This is a genomic window from Spiroplasma endosymbiont of Lasioglossum malachurum (assembly GCF_964020065.1).
Taxonomy (GTDB): domain Bacteria; phylum Bacillota_I; class Bacilli_A; order Mycoplasmatales; family VBWQ01; genus Spiroplasma_E.
In genome coordinates this window covers 999160-1014831 of sequence record NZ_OZ026534.1, presented here as the reverse complement: position 1 = coordinate 1014831, position 15672 = coordinate 999160, and the positions used below count along the sequence as shown (strand labels likewise).

Sequence of the window (15672 nt, the reverse complement as noted above, 5' to 3'; positions counted from 1 at the left end):
TTTATTTTTTTTGACATCATCTGTGATTATATTCTCGTATTTTTTCTTTATTTTTTTGAGACCATCTTTGATAAGATTCTCGTTTTCTTGCTTTCACTTCAGGCCTTTGATCATATTTTAATTTTTTAGTTCCAACCTCAGGTTTTTGGTTATGTTTCCGTATTTTTTCTTTGCTGAAATTTTTTTGATTAATTTGAATTATTTCAAAAATTTGTTCTATTTTTTTAATTAGTACTTTCTTATTTTTTTCCATTGTATACATAATATTTTTCTTTCAAAAAATAAAAAACCTATTTACTTTAAAAAATAAAGCAATCGGTTAAAAACTTATATTTAAATTAAAATATATAAATTTTATTACAATGATAATACATTAATATTTCTAAAAATAAAAAACAATTTTCTTATAATTAATTTTTTTTATTAGTGTTTTTTTCTTTCTTAACTTCCTTTTTCTTTAATTTTTTATTTTTTTTCTTTTTCTTATTTCTTCTGAATCAATTTCAAAATGAACGCTTTTTCTTTACCTCTTTAATAATAGTAGGCTCAAATATTTTATTAGTATCACCAATTGAAAAATCATTACAAACAGAATTAATATTTTCATTAGAACTAATAAATAATAGTTCATCATTTAACATTAATATTTCATTTCTACTAGGAATAATAACTTTACCATGACGTTTAATTGCAACTAAGTTAATTTTATAATTGCTAGGAATTTTTAAAGTTTCTAGTTTTTTATTTGTAAACTTAGTATTTTTAACAATTACATTAGCTATTGAGTACTTTTCATCAACTGTAGTTAAATCTACTCCTAATTTTCAAATAGCACGATATGCAGCTTTCTTACCAGCTTCTGTTTCAGATAAAATAATATTAGTAATACCAATTGCTTCTAAAATTAGTTGGTGAGTACTATCAACAGCTTTAGCAATAAGATTAAGTGATGATAATGTATTGTGTTCACGATGAATTGCTAAAACATGAACAGCAGTAACAATTGAAGCTGCTAAATCAGAACCAATAGCAATAATAATATTTTGCACTTTGTGAATTCCGGCATCATCTAATGCATCACGATTAGTTGAATCTAAAATTAAAGTTTCAGAAGCTATTGATGAAACTAATTGACAACGGTCTTCTCTTTTATCAATAGCTAATGTAACTTTACCTAATTCTTCTAAAGTTTTAACAACTGAAATTCCGAATTTACCTAAACCAATGACACAAAAATCATTTTCTGATGAAGACATCTATATCCTTCTTCCTTAAATAATATTTACTTAAATATGTTATATTATACTAAATTATAAACTAATTCTTAAAATATTGGTATTTTAAATTTAAAACTAATATTTAATAGAAATGACTATAGTATAGTATAATAATAAAAGAAAATGTTATTTTAGGAGTTTTTTGATGCTATCTAAGGTTAATTATCGTAGTATAAAAAATATTTTTAAAATTATTTTTGTTGGTAAAACTCGTCCCCGACAAATGTTTAATTTATATTTTTTCACTTTATTAGTTGGAACAATACTTTTAATGACACCAATTGCCACAACAAAAGGACAATGAAACTTTTTGCCTGCCCTTTTTACTGCTAGTAGTGCGTTTTCTGATACTGGTTTAACAGTAAAAAGCACTGCTAATGACTTTACTTTCTTTGGGCAATTTATTATTTTAATTTTAATTAAATTTGGTGGTATTGGTTTAATTACAGTTAAACTAGCAATATTATCCTTATTTGTATTTAATCGACATACTAGTTTAAGAGAAAGATTACTAATGCAAGGTGAACGTGGCTCTAATAAATTAGGAATGACTATTGATGTATTAAAAATTGGTATTATTGTTATGACAATTACTGAATTTTTGGGAGCAATTGTTTTATTTTTATATTTTTATTTTGTGCCTATCTCAGGAATAGAATATGGTCTAAACAATAATACAGGTTACTATAATCACATACTATTAGCATTATGATCGGGAATTTTCCACTCGATTTCTGCTGTTAATAATGCTGGTTTTGATATAGTTGGTATAACTTCATTAGAACCTTTTCAGAGTGATTATTTTGTGCAGTGAATTTTTATTATTGAATTTGTAATTGGTGGTATTGGTTTTCCTGTTTATTATGATTTATATCATTGAATTAAAAATAAAACTCATGGTAAAAAATTTAGATTTAGTTTATTTACTAAACTAACATTAATAACATATTTTTTAGTTGCGATATTGGGTGTTAGTAGTGTTATTTTTATTGAATATTTTTCACGTAATGTCATAACTCCATCAAGGCAAGAGCCCATTTTTAAAAATTTATCGACATCTGATGCAATTATGGCTGTTTTTTTTAATACAATGTCAACAAGAAATGCTGGATACTATACAGTTGACTTAAATAAATTTCACCTTGCCTCACAAATGATCCAATCATTAATGATGTGAATTGGTTCTTCACCAGCAAGTACTGCCGGAGGAATTAGAACGACAACTTTAGCAATCATTCTTTTAACAATTTTTAATATTGCCCGTGGCCGTAATGATGTTTTTGTATTCAAGCGTAAAATTTCTAATCAAACTGTTCGTATGTCATTTATAGTCGGCACACTTGGTTTTATTTTAGTTTTTGTATCAGTAATGATTATCACAATTGAAAATGTTTTTATAATAGATAATTCTGATATGACCTTTGCACAAGTAATTTTTGATGTTTCAAGTGCTTTTGGAACAACAGGACTTTCATTATTTGATAATTCCAAATTAGGTATTTTTAGTCAACTTAGTTTAATTTTTGTCATGTTTGTGGGACAATTAGGAGTATCAACTACTGTTCTTGCTTGAAGTGATCGTAAATCAAAACCAATGATAAGTAGAGTTGAAGAAAACGTATTAATTGGATAAATTAAGAAACGGTGAACACATATGATAAAAATTTTAGATGGTAAAATAATTGCCCAGCAAATTAAAGCAAAAATTAAAGCACAAGTAACAACTATTACTAATCGTAAACCTAAACTAGCAGTAATAATTATTGGTGAAGATTTAGCATCACAAATGTACGTACGAATTAAAATTAAAGCATGTCAAGAATGTGGTATTGATGGACAAGTATTTTCACTAACAACAACAGTAACACAAAAAGAAATAATTAATAAAATTGAACAATTAAATAGTGATAATAATATTGATGGAATTTTAGTACAATTACCACTACCAAAACATTTAGATACATTAGCAATTATTAATAGCATTACTATTAATAAAGATGTTGATGGTTTAACAAATATTAATGCCGGAAGATTATTACAAGGTGATAAAAAAGCAATGTTGCCTTGTACAGTAAAAGGTATTTTAAAATTACTAAATCACTATCAAATTCCCATTTCTAAACAAAATATTACTATTATTAACGATAGTAATATTGTTGGTAAACCATTGGCTTTATCATTAACTAATATGGGAGCAACTGTTAGCATTGTTCATAAATTAACTAAAGACTTAACTCTTTATACTAAAGAAGCTGATATCATTTGTAGTGCTACTGGTGTCTATAATATTATTAATAGTAGTCAAGTTAAACGTGATGTTGTTATTATTGATGTAGCAATTAATTATCAAGGTAAAGAAAAAAAAGTTGTTGGTGATATTAATTTTGAAATAATGAAAAATACCGCTTCAGCAATTACTCCTGTGCCTGGTGGTGTTGGACCAATGACTATTGCCATGTTATTAGAAAATTTAATGATTTGCTATCAATTAAATAATAAATATAATTAAATTGAAAAATTAAATGTTAAAGAAAAATTGGATTAAAAAAAGATTAAATAATATTGAAAAAAATAATGGGAGCGTACCGATGTTGTCAATAATATTCAAATTTGTCTTAAAATTATAAAGTTAGACGAGAATAATTTTGACTTTAATATGCAATTGTATGTTAATCTTAACACTTAGAAAATATTAGTCAACAATAATACTTACTTTTATAACTCAAAAATTCTTATTAAAGTAAACTTTAATAAGTTTTGTTTTATTTTTAGTTATTTTTGAATTTAAGTTTTAATTTATAATAACTGGATGGCAGTATTTATTTGATAGCATTTAAAATTAACCATTTTTGTATACATATCAATGTTATAGGTTCTATCACCAATCATATGTTTTAAAATTTGTTTAATATTAGTTTCAGTAAAGCAACCAATATTTTCAACTAGTGCTTGGTTTAATACACCATCTTTTGCATTAATAAAATAACCAACTTTTAATTTTTTATATTGCAAAGTTAATGATTGTAAAAAATCAATTAATTCATAATATTGACCTTTTTCAAATAAAGTTATTGCATTTTGATAGTGTAATTTAGCAATTTTATTTTTTCTTCTTCCGGCCATTATTCCAAGAAATAAAACATGAAAAGCATGGAATTTATCTAAAATAAATTTAGCATTTAAAATTGTAGCAGTTTTTCTAATTCATTTTGCACTATCTCCACAAACTACTAAATTTGCTTGGTCAAAGTTTTCAAAAAATAAATTACCATATTTTTCAATTAATTTTGCAGTTTTTTCTGCACCAATTTCTGTTTTTGATACTCTTATTTTACAAACTGCTCTTTTATTAATTAATTTTCCATTTTTCTTTTTACCAGTACAAAATACTATTAATCTCATAGAACATTTTTTACAATTTTTAGTATTGTGTTTTTCATTAAACTTAAATTTTCGATGTCCATCATCAATATTTATATATAATGTTTGATTTGGTTGTAATACAATTTTAGGAATATTAACTTTTGGTAATTCAAATTTTTGATATGTTCTGCAAACTGTACTATTACTTATTAAACCTTCAATAAAAGTATCACAAACATCACGATACTTTTTATCATCAGCAAAATATTTTAAAATTTGTTTAATGACATTAGGTGCAAGTTTACTATATTTTTTAACTCCAAGATAATTATCTAACAATGAAACAAATTCCTTTTTTTGTGTTTTTGAGTTATAATGTGTACAAATACGTCGTTTATAATTTAATAAACCCTTTTTTGCTTTTAATTTTCTTTTTCTAAATCTATATGATTTATATTCAGATTTATCACATATACTTCATAAATAATCATCTATTTTTGCTTTTAATTTTCTTTTTCTAAATCTATATGATTTATATTCAGATTTATCACATATACTTCATAAATAATCATCTATTTTTGCAAATAATTCTTCTGTTTGTTGTAAATTTAATTCATCTTGATTAAAATCGTGTTTGTCTCAATCAAAATGATTAGTGAATGGTAGTATAAACATTTTTAATTTTCCTTTCTAAATTTTTGTTTGTTAATAATTTAAGTTTAATTTTTTTTAAAAATAAGGAGTAAATATGGCTTTTATTAGTAGTTATGGACAATTAAATAAAAAATATAATCTTAATTTTAGTGATAATAATTATGGTTTTAGTTGAGATATTTTTAAAGAATTTGTTGATGATGAATGAGCAGAATATTTTACTACTAATTGTTTTTATCGTTTTATTCCAACTGCACGGGGAACAAGAAAAACTTGAAATTGTTTAGCATTTGATTTATTTATATGCTGTAATTTTAGTGATAGCAGTGTTCAAGAAGTAAGAAGATATGAAAATACTCATAGTGAAACTACTATTGGGGCATTGATGAATGTTTGTCAAGTTTTACTAGATAAATATGATATTAATTTATTACCTAATAATCCACATGGTATTAAATGAAAAATTACTAAGGATGGTGGTTATATTATTTTTCCTAATAATCAACAAATTGACTTTATTGGCTATGCTAATGGTAATAAGATTTTTGGAAAAGAAGCAGGTGGCTCAAGTTTTTTAGGTTCAAGAACAGATGAAATAATAATGGCTGAAGAAAAAGAAACATTAACTGAAAAGCAATTAACATATCGATATGAAAGATTACAAAATTCTATGTTTAGAAGTAATCGTATTAAAGTATCAAATGAACCAATTAAAGAATGAAGTTGAACATTTATTGATAAAAATATATATAGTTCTAACTTTGGACAAAAGATTACTCGTTATTTTTATAAAAGTTTTTTCATTACTTTTACATGTAATCCTTATGATAAATACCATCCATTTTATTTAAAGTATTGCACGCAATTTTTACCATTAAATGATAAAGTGATGGAAAATCTTAAAAAAGTTGGTAAAGTTTATTATGAAAATAAAGATATGTTTAGTGGTTTAGGTTTATTTGTTTTAAGATTTACTATTCAACCATTTTGAAATAAATTACCAGATATTCAAAAAAGAACATTATTAGAAATGAAAAAAAGTAATCCTGATGAATTTAATACTGTTTTTTATGGTTTTGAATTTTTAGATAGTGATGCAACAATTTTTCCATTTCAAAAAACAGTAAAATATTGACAACCATATGATTTAAAACAATTTTATAATCAAGAAAAAGATATGTATAAATTTGATTTTTATTCAGTTGGTGTTGATTGAGCAACTGGACATAAAGACCATACTGTATTTATGATAGTTGGTTTTAAAGAATATAATAATACTGGTTATTATGATGCTTATATTATTTGTGAATTAGTTGTTACACCAAATGATTTTATTAATGAAAATGAAAAAATTAATGCTTATGTTAATGAAATTTTAGGATTAATTGATAATTTTGAAAATTTTGAACAAGCAATTTATTTTTATGATGATAAAGCAAGAACAGCAATGGATTGATTAAATCAAAAATTAATTGATGAACACAATACTATTTTAATAACACAAACTGCTATTAAACATGCTTCAAATTTAAATCAAGAAGCCGGATTAACTAATAGAGTAGTTTGAATGAGAAATATTATGAGTTATGGAAACTTTTATGCAAATAAAGATGATTTATCAAAAACAACTCAATGTTTAGAAGAATTACGTTATGATGAAACAAAAACTAACATTCCTGACAAAAATATGTATCAAGACCCATATGATGCATTATTTTATGCACTATATCCATATAAAAATGTCATTCGTGGTAAAAATAATGTTACTGTGAAAAAAAGTATCTTCACATTTGCTATATAATAAACAATTTCAATACAATTAATAGTATAGGTATCACAAAATAAACACTTTTAATTTAGGCATTATTTTGAGTTTAAAAGCATACTTGTAAAAATAATAAAAAATCAGTACAATTTAGAAGTAAAATCAAGGAAAAAAGGAGTAATTTAATATGAAAACATGAATAAAAACAAATTTAAGTAAAATAACATTAGCATTAGCACTAACTGGTGCTACAACCGGAACAATAGGATTAATCATGGGGGGTGCTTACCCATGAAAATAAAAAATTTAATTATTATCTAAAACCAAATCATGAAGTTGTTTTTGGTGATACTACAATTTGAACAGATTATTTTGATAGTAGTGGAACCAAAAAAATGAATTTATATTTTTCAAATATTCCAAAACAACCAAATCATGATGTAAAATGAGATGGTATATATATTCATGGGGTAATGTTTAGTAATCTGTGTAACTTACAAAAATAACTATGTTTAATTAATTCTAGTAAATATAATTAAATGACTAGAAAGAGTGAGTTACAGATGGCTAAAAAAGATAACTTTAATAATAATGATCCAATATCAAAAGCAGTAGATTTATTATTAGAAAATACTGAAGATTTAACAACAGTTTTTAAAGAAGGGGGTTTATATAAAGAATTAACAAAACGGTAATGTTTAGTAATCTGTGTATCTTTGTTTTGCAAAGTACTAATTCAGATTAATTCTGTCTTCAAATTTTATCATAAAATGAGCAATTGCTGTATTTCAATTTTGAATGGGCATTGTTCATTTTTTTGTTATATTTTCAATTGCTAAGTAAAATATTTTGAAAACTGCCATATCATTTGGAAAAACTTTTTTATTTCTGATGACTTTTCGTAATTGACTATTAACAGATTCAATAGAATTTGTAGTATAAATCACTCTTTTGATTTCTGGAGGATAACTAATAAAAATCATTAAATTATCTCAATTTTTATATCAAGATTTAGCAGGTAATGTTTAGTAATCTGTGTAACTTACAAAAATAACTATTTTTAATTAATTCTAGTAAATATAATTAAATGACTAGAAAGAGTGAGTTACAGATGGCTAAAAAAGATAACTTTAATAATAATGATCCAATATCAAAAGCAGTAGATTTATTATTAGAAAATACTGAAGATTTAACAACAGTTTTTAAAGAAGGGGGTTTATATAAAGAATTAACAAAACGTTTAGTTGAAAAAATGTTGAATTCTGAGATGCAAAATTATTTAGGATATGAAAAAAATCAACATAGTAATAGTGACAATGCTCGTAATGGTATAAGTTCAAAAAAATTAATAACTCAACAAGGTAAAATTGAGATTGATGTACCACGAGATCGTAATAGTAATTTTACTCCTGTAATAGTGCCAAAAAGACAGAGAAGATTTGATGGTTTTGATCAACAAGTTCTTTCCTTATATGCAAAAGGTATGACATTATCAGATATTAGAATGCAGTTACAAGAGTTATATCATGGTGCTGATATTAGTGAAAGTGTTATTAGTCAAATTACTGATGATGTGATTGATGATGTCAAAGCATGACAAAATAGACCATTAGAAGGCATTTATCCCATTGTTTATTTTGATTGTATAGTAGTTAAAGTACGACAAGATAAACGCATTATTAACAAATCAGTTTATATAGCTTTAGGTGTTGATTTAAAAGGTAAAAAAGATGTTTTTGGTTTATGAATTAGTGAAAATGAAGGCGCTAAATTTTGATTAGCAAATTTCACAGAAATGAAAAATCGTGGCTTAAATGATATTCTTATTGCTTGTAGTGACAACTTAACAGGCATGTCAGAAGCAATACAATCAGTTTATCCTAAAACTGAACATCAATTATGTATAGTTCATCAAATCAGAAATAGTTTAAAATATGTTTCATACAAACATCGAAAATCACTAGTTACAGATTTAAAGCCAATTTATAATGCATGTAGTGAAGAACAAGCAATGCAAGCTTTAGAATCATTTGAAAGTAAATGAAATAAACACTATCCTCAAATTGCTAAATCTTGATATAAAAATTGAGATAATTTAATGATTTTTATTAGTTATCCTCCAGAAATCAAAAGAGTGATTTATACTACAAATTCTATTGAATCTGTTAATAGTCAATTACGAAAAGTCATCAGAAATAAAAAAGTTTTTCCAAATGATATGGCAGTTTTCAAAATATTTTATTTAGCAATTGAAAATATAACAAAAAAATGAACAATGCCCATTCAAAATTGAAATACAGCAATTGCTCATTTTATGATAAAATTTGAAGACAGAATTAATCTGAACTAGTACTTTGCAAAACAAAGAAACACAGATTACTAAAAAGCCTCAAAAATGAACAATGCCCATTCAAAATTGAAATACAGCAATTGCTCATTTTATGATAAAATTTGAAGATAGAATTAATCTGAACTAGTACTTTGCAAAACAAAGAAACACAGATTACTAAAAAGCCTCATTTAGCAATTTGAGGATAGTGTTTATTTCATTTACTTTCAAATGATTCTAAAGCTTGCATTGCTTGTTCTTCACTACATGCATTATAAATTGGCTTTAAATCTGTAACTAGTGATTTTCGATGTTTGTATGAAACATATTTTAAACTATTTCTGATTTGATGAACTATACATAATTGATGTTCAGTTTTAGGATAAACTGATTGTATTGCTTCTGACATGCCTGTTAAGTTGTCACTACAAGCAATAAGAATATCATTTAAGCCACGATTTTTCATTTCTGTGAAATTTGCTAATCAAAATTTAGCGCCTTCATTTTCACTAATTCATAAACCTAAAACATCTTTTTTACCTTCTAAATCAACACCTAAAGCTATATAAACTGATTTGTTAATAATGCGTTTATCTTGTCGTACTTTAACTACTATACAATCAAAATAAACAATGGGATAAATGCCTTCTAATGGTCTATTTTGTCATGCTTTGACATCATCAATCACATCATCAGTAATTTGACTAATAACACTTTCACTAATATCAGCACCATAATATAACTCTTGTAACTGCATTCTAATATCTGATAATGTCATACCTTTTGTGCATATAAGGAAAGAACTTGTTGATCAAAACCATCAAATCTTCTCTGTCTTTTTGGCACTATTACAGGAGTAAAATTACTATTACGATCTCGTGGTACATCAATCTCAATTTTACCTTGTTGAGTTATTAATTTTTTTGAACTTATACCATTACGAGCATTGTCACTATTACTATGTTGATTTTTTTCATATCCTAAATAATTTTGCATCTCAGAATTCAACATTTTTTCAACTAAACGTTTTGTTAATTCTTTATATAAACCCCCTTCTTTAAAAACTGTTGTTAAATCTTCAGTATTTTCTAATAATAAATCTACTGCTTTTGATATTGGATCATTATTATTAAAGTTATCTTTTTTAGCCATCTGTAACTCACTCTTTCTAGTCATTTAATTATATTTACTAGAATTAATTAAACATAGTTATTTTTGTAAGTTACACAGATTACTAAACATTACCTTTAAAATTTAAAAATTTCATGGATTATAATGTCCTTTACCTTTTATTTTTGCTGCATTTTCTGCTTCTGCACGTTCTCTTTTTTGTCTTTCATCTTCTTCAGCTGCTCTGGCGCGTTCTCTTAATTCTTTAGCTCGATCTTCTTTTAATTTTTCTTGAAAAATTTTTTCTCGTTTTTCTTCTCTTTCTATTCTTTGTTTTTCCATATATTCATTTGCTTCTTTTACACGTTGGCTTTCTTCTTCAGCTTTTCTATTTTTTTCTTCTCTTTCTCTTTCTTCTTTTTGTTTTTGTCTTTCTTCTCTTTCGGCTTTTAATCTAGCTTGGTCTCTTTCAATTTTTCGTAGTTGTTCTGCTTGTTTTTCGGCTTCTCTTTGCTTTTCTTTTTTTTCTTGTTCTTCTTTTTGTTTTTGTCTTTCTTCTCTTTCGGCTTTTAATCTAGCTTGGTCTCTTTCAATTTTTCGTAGTTGTTCTGCTTGTTTTTCAGCTTCTCTTTGTCTTTCTTGTTCTTCTTTTTTATTTTTATTAAAACCCCACATTGTTTATGTCCCCTTTAAAATTAGAAAATAAAAACCCATTTTACTTTAAATAAAGCAACGGGTAAAACTTATATTAAGTTTACAATGATTATATAATATTATATAAATTAATTGTTAAATAAATATAAATAAGAAAAATGATTTATTTTAAATTTTTAAAATCTAGAAAATAATGAATATGAAATTTAAATAATACATTTTTTATGATAAAAGTATTAAAAAATTAATATTGTTTTTTGCAATAATAAATCAAAAATCGATTATAGAAAGATATTACATATATCAATTATGTTATACTATTTTTATAAGTTATTTTGTGGAGAATGTTAAGAGGTGATGTTCTTATGATTAAAAATAGCATTAAAATATCAAAATCTCAATCTCGTGGTGATGAAGTTGGATTACTTTTTTTCTTATTAGTAATCTTCTTTTTCCTAATGGTTAGTTTAACTAGATTTTCAATAATTGGTAAAGTACTTGATGATTTTCTTTTTTCTTTTTTATTTGGGTGAATGAAATATGCTGTTTATTTCTTTCTTTTTTTAATGATTATTCCTTTAGCTTTTGGTTATCGCATGCAATTTAAATTGAAGTATATTTTTGTTTATTTTTTATTTTTAGTGATTAGTTGTTGGACAACGCAAACTTTAACTTTAATAATTTTAGGAAAGAATAATTTATGAACTAGTTATTATAATTTAAACCTATTAAATATTAGTGAAATATACGTTAAAACATGATGAAATACAAATGGTATAAATAATTATCTAGGTTTTTTTGCTTCACCAATTTCTTTTAAAGATTTTAGTGTTGAAACCTTTTTTCCAGCATATGCTACTGGTGGCATTATTAGTAATGTTTTAATAGGTATTTTTAATTATGGTTTTTTTGTTACTAATTTAATTGCAAACTTTATTAGTATTTTTTCTTTAACTTGTTTATTTATTTTTAATAAACCTTTTATTTTCTTTAGCAAAATGAAACAAATTATTAAACAAATTATTAAACAAATTATTAAACAAATTATTATTAATAATAAAAATAAAAAGCAAAAAAATAAAATAAATACTGATTTAAAACAAAAACATATTAAGTTAAAAAAAGAAAAATTATTAATTGATAAACAAGTTAAAAAATCTTTTAGAAAAGAAAATAGTTTTAATAAGGAATCAAAGAAGGAACCGCCTATATCACCAGTAAAAAAAGCAGAAATAAAACAAAATGAAATAAAACAAAATGAAATAAAACAAAATGAAATAAAACAAAATGAAATAAAACAAAATGAAATAAAACAAAATGATAATAGTGACATTATCAATAAATCTTCTTCGCCTATTGTTTATTTTAATGAAAATAGTTATTTAACTCCTTTTGGTAAAATTGACCCTGAAAAACAAAAAGATGTAATGAGTAATAGCAAAGGTACTCTGGTAGTTAAAAAAAGTTTAGAAGATAGTATTTTAAATCGTGAAATTCTTAATGATAACGAAACTATTATTAATAACGAATCATAAGTAATTAATAATGAATAAAATTAAGAATTTACTTTAGGATAAAACATTATATTAATGTTAAAATCAAAGTATCTTTTAATTTGTTAATAAATTTAGGTGAACTAATGGCAGAAAAATCTTTACTACAAATGAAAATTAAACTTTTACCTAATATTGCTGGATGTTATTTATTTAAAGATATACATAATAATTTAATTTATGTTGGTAAAGCTAATTCATTAAAAAAACGAGTAACTTCATATTTAAATAAAGCCAGTAATTTTAAAATAATGTTATTAGTTAATGATATTCATGATGTTGAATACATTACGACATCTAATGAAAAAGAGGCTTTAATTTTAGAACAAACATTGATTAAAAAACATCATCCTAAATATAATATTTTGTTAGCAGATGATAAAAAATATCCTTATATTCAAATTACTAATAATCGTGATCCACAATATCGTTATGTACGTAGTGCTACTAAAAAAGAGGGACATTATTATGGACCATTTCCCGATGGTACTGGTGCGCGTGAAATTTTAAAGTTATTGGAACGAATTTTTCCATTACGAAAATGTGCTGGTAATCTTGGTAAACCTTGTTTATATTATCATTTACAGCAATGTTCTGGTGCTTGTTTTAAATCGGTACCTATTACTTATTATGAAGATATGATTAGTAAAATTGATCAATTTTTCAAAGGGAATGTTACTGCTGTTAAAAAAATATTAATTAATAATATGAATATTAGTGTTGAAAACTTACAATTTGAAAATGCTAATCGTATTAAAATTTTGTTATCAAAAATAGATTTATTTTTATCACAACAAGTTGTTGAGTTTCAAGATTATGGAAATCGCGATTTTATTAATTTTTTAATTGAAGATGAAATGGTTGTTTTAATTACTTTATTTTATCGTAATGGTAAATTGCAAGCTAAAGATGAACAAATAGTTCAAAATAATTACTTAGAAATTCAAGATTTAATTCGTAATTATTGTCAACAACTATATAGTAAAAATACATTGCCAAATGAAATATATTTACCATCAAATATTGATTTAAAACAATTAAAATTATTATTTCCACAAATAAAATTTATTAATCCAATTAAAGGAACAAAAGAACATATTTTAACATTGGCAAAAACCAATGCCATTTACGCATGAAATAATTATTTACAAACTAATCAATTTAATGCACCGTTAAATATGATGAAAGTATTATCACAATGATTAAAAATTCCTAATTTAAATCATTTAGAGGTTTTTGATGTTTCTAATCTTCAACAAAGTGCTAGTGTTGGCGGTATGATTATTTATAAGAATGGTAATCCTAGTTTTAATGATTATCGCAAATTTTTATTAGATCCAAAAATTATTGATGATTATCATCGTTTTTGTGAAATGATTTATCGTAGATATCATCACTTAGTTATTAATAAATTGCCACTACCTGATTTAATTATTGTTGATGGTGGAAAACCACAAATTAGTGCTACATTAGAACAACTAACATTATTAAACTTAACAATTCCTATTATTGGATTAGTTAAAAATAAAAAACATCAAACTGATAAAATTATAAATGATAAAATGCAAATTATTAATATTCCTAAAACTGATGCTTGTTTTTTATTTTTGAGTAAATTACAAGATCAAGTTCATAATTATGCAATTAAATATCATAAAACAAAACGAAGTCAATCAATGATAAGTAGTGTTTTATCATCAGTACCAGGAATTGGTTTACAATTACAAAATAAAATATTACAGCAATTTCCAACTTGACAATTATTGCAAAATGCTACAAAAACAAAACTTTCATCATTAGTTAAATCAAAAGTAATTTTAGAAAAACTATGAAAAGAATTACATAGTTTTGAATAATATATTATTAAGAAATAAATAATAACTTAAATAAGATATTTATCTAAGTTACTAATGTAAAAATAGGTAATGTTTAGTAATCTGTGTAACTTACAAAAATAACTATGTTGCTAAATTGTAAAGGTAAGTGCAACTAAATTATTTTTCTATCCAAATATTCGATTGGTGAAAGATAATTTAATATTTTTCTCGGTCTTTGATTTAAAGACAATATAAATTTATGAACTTCATTTTTATTAGTTTTTGAAAAAATAAATTTTTTAGGAAATTTTTCTCTAATTAAACCATTAGTATTTTCATTAGTACCTCTTTGTCAAGGTGAATATGGATTGGCAAAATAAATTTTTACATTTAAATTTTTTTCAAGTTGTTGTCAATTTGAAAATTCTTTGCCACGATCAAAAGTAATAGTTTTAACAATGTTTTTAGGAAGAATTGATAAATAATAACTGACATTTTTATTAATAACTTTAGTAGTTCTGTTTTTAACTAATATTGCTAAAGTAAATCGTGATACTCTTTCAACTAAAGTTATTAAACATGATTTGCTTTTGCCTCTTGATGATACTATAGTATCTCCTTCTCAATGACCAAGTGTTATACGATCATTAACATTTATATCTCGTTCTTTAATTGATTTACCATTAAACTTGCCACGATTTTCTTTAGATTTTCGTTTTTTACCTTTTCTTCTTAAATTTTTACTAGTAACTTTATCAAGCATTCCAAAATAAATTCAAGTATAAATTGTTTTAAAACTAATAACTCACTCTTTATGAAAATTTTTAATTCTGCCATAAATTTGTTCAGGTGATCAACCTAATAGTAATTTTTGTTGTACATATTTTACTAAATTCTTATTTTTAAACTTATGAAAACTAATATGTGATTGTTTTCGATTTTCAGCTTTATTTTGTGCAATTAATGAAAAATAATGATTATTATCTTTATTTCTATTAATTTCTCGAATAATAGTACTAATACTTCGATTAAGATTTTTAGCTATTTCACTAATTTTAAATTTAAATTTCAATTGATTCTCAATATAAATCCTTTCATCTATGCCAAGATGTTTATAACTCATATAAAAACTCCTTACTTTTTTCTAAAC

General features: G+C 24.2%; 12 protein-coding genes and 3 pseudogenes. 8 read left to right on the top strand and 7 right to left on the bottom strand.

What is annotated here, in order from left to right:
• Position 1 precedes the first annotated feature (1 nt).
• Positions 2 to 262, bottom strand: coding sequence for a hypothetical protein (locus tag AACK95_RS05615; protein WP_338979865.1), 261 nt, complete (start codon positions 260 to 262; stop codon positions 2 to 4).
• A 148-nt stretch (positions 263 to 410) separates the two neighbouring features.
• Complete coding sequence (locus tag AACK95_RS05610) at positions 411 to 1256, bottom strand: TrkA family potassium uptake protein (RefSeq protein WP_338979863.1); 846 nt, start codon at positions 1254 to 1256, stop codon at positions 411 to 413.
• Positions 1257 to 1422: 166 nt separating this feature from the next.
• Between AACK95_RS05610 and AACK95_RS05605 the strand changes: the two genes are divergently transcribed.
• Together AACK95_RS05605 and AACK95_RS05600 are read left to right on the top strand one after the other, a co-directional pair.
• Positions 1423 to 2910, top strand: a complete 1488-nt coding sequence (locus AACK95_RS05605) for a TrkH family potassium uptake protein (RefSeq protein ID WP_338979861.1) — start codon at positions 1423 to 1425, stop codon at positions 2908 to 2910.
• A gap of 21 nt (positions 2911 to 2931) precedes the next feature.
• Positions 2932 to 3786 carry a bifunctional 5,10-methylenetetrahydrofolate dehydrogenase/5,10-methenyltetrahydrofolate cyclohydrolase gene (locus tag AACK95_RS05600; RefSeq protein ID WP_338979859.1) on the top strand — a complete coding sequence of 285 codons (855 nt, stop codon included), beginning with the start codon at positions 2932 to 2934 and terminating at the stop codon, positions 3784 to 3786.
• 287 nt (positions 3787 to 4073) lie between these two features.
• Here AACK95_RS05600 and AACK95_RS05595 read toward each other — a convergent pair whose 3' ends face one another.
• A complete protein-coding gene (locus tag AACK95_RS05595) occupies positions 4074 to 5315 on the bottom strand; it encodes an Mbov_0401 family ICE element transposase-like protein (RefSeq protein WP_338979858.1) in 1242 nt (413 codons plus the stop codon).
• A gap of 73 nt (positions 5316 to 5388) precedes the next feature.
• On the opposite strand from AACK95_RS05595, the gene AACK95_RS05590 reads away from it, so the two are divergent.
• From AACK95_RS05590 to AACK95_RS05580, 3 genes and pseudogenes are all read left to right on the top strand, one after another.
• Positions 5389 to 7095: a hypothetical protein gene (locus AACK95_RS05590; protein ID WP_338979856.1), complete on the top strand. Its 1707-nt coding sequence runs from the start codon at positions 5389 to 5391 to the stop codon at positions 7093 to 7095.
• Positions 7096 to 7340: 245 nt separating this feature from the next.
• A complete protein-coding gene (locus tag AACK95_RS05585; RefSeq protein WP_338979855.1) occupies positions 7341 to 7565 on the top strand; it encodes a hypothetical protein in 225 nt (74 codons plus the stop codon).
• A 57-nt stretch (positions 7566 to 7622) separates the two neighbouring features.
• Positions 7623 to 7751 (top strand): annotated as a pseudogene (locus AACK95_RS05580) (IS256 family transposase); the annotation flags it as partial.
• Positions 7752 to 7790: 39 nt separating this feature from the next.
• Here the strand turns inward: AACK95_RS05580 and AACK95_RS05575 are convergent.
• A pseudogene (locus AACK95_RS05575) lies at positions 7791 to 8075 on the bottom strand (transposase); the annotation flags it as partial.
• A 95-nt stretch (positions 8076 to 8170) separates the two neighbouring features.
• Between AACK95_RS05575 and AACK95_RS05570 the strand changes: the two are divergent.
• A complete protein-coding gene (locus tag AACK95_RS05570) occupies positions 8171 to 9409 on the top strand; it encodes an IS256 family transposase (protein WP_338981056.1) in 1239 nt (412 codons plus the stop codon).
• A gap of 151 nt (positions 9410 to 9560) precedes the next feature.
• Here the strand turns inward: AACK95_RS05570 and AACK95_RS07155 are convergent.
• Both AACK95_RS07155 and AACK95_RS05555 read right to left on the bottom strand, forming a co-directional pair.
• Positions 9561 to 10540, bottom strand: a pseudogene (locus AACK95_RS07155) (IS256 family transposase); the annotation flags it as partial.
• A gap of 102 nt (positions 10541 to 10642) precedes the next feature.
• Positions 10643 to 11173, bottom strand: coding sequence for a hypothetical protein (locus tag AACK95_RS05555; protein WP_338979849.1), 531 nt, complete (start codon positions 11171 to 11173; stop codon positions 10643 to 10645).
• A 620-nt stretch (positions 11174 to 11793) separates the two neighbouring features.
• Here AACK95_RS05555 and AACK95_RS05550 point away from each other — a divergent pair.
• Both AACK95_RS05550 and uvrC read left to right on the top strand, forming a co-directional pair.
• A complete protein-coding gene (locus AACK95_RS05550) occupies positions 11794 to 12687 on the top strand; it encodes a hypothetical protein (protein WP_338979848.1) in 894 nt (297 codons plus the stop codon).
• Positions 12688 to 12791: 104 nt separating this feature from the next.
• On the top strand, positions 12792 to 14561 hold the full coding sequence (uvrC, locus tag AACK95_RS05545) for an excinuclease ABC subunit UvrC (protein ID WP_338979846.1): 1770 nt from the start codon (positions 12792 to 12794) through the stop codon (positions 14559 to 14561).
• Between the two features lie 133 nt (positions 14562 to 14694).
• On the opposite strand, the gene AACK95_RS05540 is transcribed toward uvrC, so the two are convergent.
• Positions 14695 to 15645, bottom strand: coding sequence for an IS30 family transposase (locus tag AACK95_RS05540; RefSeq protein WP_338979845.1), 951 nt, complete (start codon positions 15643 to 15645; stop codon positions 14695 to 14697).
• Positions 15646 to 15672: the final 27 nt, after the last annotated feature.